The organism is Pseudomonas fluorescens (assembly GCF_902497785.1).
Lineage (GTDB): Bacteria > Pseudomonadota > Gammaproteobacteria > Pseudomonadales > Pseudomonadaceae > Aquipseudomonas > Aquipseudomonas fluorescens_BO.
Genome location: NZ_CABVHK010000043.1, coordinates 1 through 2,795 on the forward strand (window position 1 = coordinate 1; position 2,795 = coordinate 2,795).

A 2,795-nucleotide genomic window follows, 5' to 3' on the forward strand; every position below is an offset into this window, starting at 1 on the left:
GCCTTGATCGTGGCGCTGCCGAGGCTGCTTTGCGACTCGAAATACAACAGATGATCAGCACCGTTGAGCTCTTCCTCGATCAGGCTGACCACGCTTTCGTCCACGGTCTGTGCGGAAGCGCCGGGGTACACGGCGTAGATTTCGACCTGCGGCGGCGCGACGTCGGGGTACTGCGCCACCGGCAACTGCGGAATGGCCAACGCGCCGGCCAGCAGGATGAACAGGGCCACCACCCAGGCGAACACCGGGCGATCGATAAAGAACTGCGGCATAAAAAAGCGTCCTGCTTACTGACCAGTCACCTGGGCAAGTGGAAGAGGGGTGTCGTCGATCTGCACTTTCTCGCCGGGCTTGGCGTGTTGCAGGCCTTCAATGACGATGCGGTCACCGGGCTTGAGGCCGCCGGTGACGATCCAGCGATCGTTTTGCACGGCGCCCAGTTCGACCGGTTGCTGCCCGACGCGCAGGTCCGCATCGAGCAGCAGCACTTGCGCAACCCCGGCGCTGTCACGCTGGATCGCCCGCTGCGGCACGCTGATGCCTTGCTGATTCACCGCTTGTTCCAGACGCACCCGCACGAAGCTGCCGGGCAGCAAGTCGAGGTCCGGGTTGGGGAATTCGCTGCGCACAATGATCTGGCCTGTGCCGGGGTCGACCGTGATGTCGGTGAACAGCAGTTTGCCCGGCAGCGGGTAAAGGCTGCCGTCGTCAAGAATCAACGTGGCTTTGGCCTGGCCCGCACCCACTTCCTTCAACTGACCGGAGCGAAAGGCGCGGCGCAGGTCGTTGAGTTCGCGGGTCGATTGCGTGAGGTCGGCATGAATCGGGTTCAGTTGCTGAATCAGTGCCAGCGGCGTGGTTTCGTTCTGCCCGACCAGCGCGCCTTCGGTGACCAGTGCGCGCCCGATGCGCCCGGAAATCGGCGCGGTGACAGTGGCGTAACCGAGGTTGAGTCTGGCCCGTTCGACCGCGGCTTTGTTGGCGGCGACGTCGGCGGCGGTTTGCCGAACGGCGGCGCGGGCGTTGTCGTAGTCCTGGCCGCTGATGGCGTTGCCTTCGATCAACTGCGCGTAACGCTGCTCTTGCAAGCGCGCCTGAAACGCATTGGCCTCGGCTTTGCGCAGGTCGGCTTCGGCGCTGTCCAGGTCAGCCTTGAACGGCGCCGGGTCGATACGAAACAGCACGTCGCCTTTTTTCACATCGCTGCCTTCGTGGAACACCCGTTGCAGCACCACGCCGGCGACCCGCGCGCGGACTTCGGCGATCCGTGGCGCGGCAATCCGCCCGCTCAATTCGCTGGTGATCGACAGCGGCCGGGCGTCGATGGTCTCGATGCGCACCGTGGCCAACGGCGGCGCCTCATCGGCGATCGAGGATTTGTCGCACGCGCTCAGCGTCAACGCCAGGGCAAGCAGGCTGAGCTTGGCAAGCAGATTCTTCGACATGTAAATACCCCAATAATGAACTCCCGCATGCTACGGGGAGCGGGCGAGGGTAGCGGTGAAGCTTTGTTGGTGCTGTGTGAAATTGTGTAAGGGTTTTACTCGGGGGTGGGCGTGGGCGTATATCCTTTACCCCCTGAATATTTTGCGCTTGTTATGCCGCCATCGCACTTTCTGGACACCTCCATGCCCAACATCCTCCTGGTCGAAGACGACACCGCGCTCTCCGAGCTGATTGCCAGCTACCTGGAACGCAACGGCTATAGCGTCAGCGTGATCAGCCGTGGCGACCACGTGCGTGAGCGGGCGCGGGTCAATCCGCCGGACCTGGTGATCCTCGACCTGATGTTGCCCGGGCTCGACGGCCTGCAAGTCTGCCGCTTGCTGCGCGCCGATTCGGCGACGCTGCCGATCCTGATGCTCACCGCCCGCGACGACAGTCACGACCAGGTCCTGGGCCTGGAAATGGGCGCCGATGACTACGTCACCAAACCCTGCGAACCCCGCGTGCTGCTGGCCCGCGTGCGCACGCTGTTGCGCCGCAGCAGCCTCAGCGAACCGCAGACCGCCAACGACCGCATCCTCATGGGCAACCTGTGCATCGACCTGTCCGAGCGCACCGTGACCTGGCGCGAGCAGTTGGTCGAGCTGTCCAGCGGCGAATACAACTTGCTGGTGGTGCTCGCGCGGCATGCCGGTGAAGTGTTGAGCCGCGACCAGATCCTGCAGCGCCTGCGCGGCATCGAATTCAACGGCACCGACCGCTCGGTGGACGTGGCGATTTCCAAGTTGCGGCGCAAATTCGACGACCACGCCGGCGAGGCGCGCAAGATCAAGACTGTGTGGGGCAAGGGTTACCTGTTCAGCCGTTCCGAGTGGGAATGCTGAGGTCATGTTCAGGATCCTCTTCCGCCTGTACCTGGTGACGATCGTCTCCTACAGCGCGGCCATTTACCTGGTGCCGGACGTGGTGATCAGAATCTTCCACGAGCGGTTCACCACCTACAATCTCGATTACTCCCGGGGTCTGCGGAACCTTGTCGTCAAACAGTTTCACGCCGTGCCCGAAGCGCAGTGGCCGGCGCTGGCGATTGAGCTGGACAAGGCGTTCGACCCGCTGCATATCGTTCTCAGCCGCAATGACGACGCCGGCTTGACCGCGAACGAACAGCAGCGTTTGCAGCGCGGCGAAGACGTTGTGCGCATCGGCGACTGGGGCGGCCACACGTTGTCGGTGGCGCCGCTGAACGCGCAGTCCGTGGTGCAAATGGTCGTGCCGCCGGACCCGCTGGACGTCAATTTGTTGTACTGGAGCATCAACGTGCTGATCGGCGCGACCATGCTCGCGTGCCT

The 2,795-nt window shown here is 63.4% G+C and carries 3 protein-coding genes and 1 pseudogene; 2 read left to right on the forward strand and 2 right to left on the reverse strand.

Translation table 11 applies throughout. The annotated features are described in order from the left end of the window. The coding region (locus F8N62_RS31105; protein ID WP_150714189.1) for an efflux RND transporter permease subunit at positions 1-272 on the reverse strand (272 nt) is incomplete at its 3' end. Between the two features lie 15 nt (positions 273-287). Next, complete coding sequence (locus F8N62_RS31110) at positions 288-1,445, reverse strand: efflux RND transporter periplasmic adaptor subunit (protein WP_150709533.1); 1,158 nt, start codon at positions 1,443-1,445, stop codon at positions 288-290. 183 nt (positions 1,446-1,628) lie between these two features. On the opposite strand from F8N62_RS31110, the gene F8N62_RS31115 reads away from it, so the two are divergent. Continuing rightward, complete coding sequence (locus F8N62_RS31115; protein ID WP_084321554.1) at positions 1,629-2,330, forward strand: response regulator transcription factor; 702 nt, start codon at positions 1,629-1,631, stop codon at positions 2,328-2,330. Positions 2,331-2,334: 4 nt separating this feature from the next. Then, positions 2,335-2,795: pseudogene (locus tag F8N62_RS31120) on the forward strand (two-component sensor histidine kinase); the annotation flags it as partial.

Bases quoted from the DNA above. Each gene is read 5' to 3' on its own strand.
- F8N62_RS31115 (WP_084321554.1), top strand. From the start codon at position 1,629: ATGCCCAACATCCTCCTGGTCGAAGACGACACCGCGCTCTCCGAGCTG.
- F8N62_RS31110 (WP_150709533.1), bottom strand. From the start codon at position 1,445: ATGTCGAAGAATCTGCTTGCCAAGCTCAGCCTGCTTGCCCTGGCGTTG.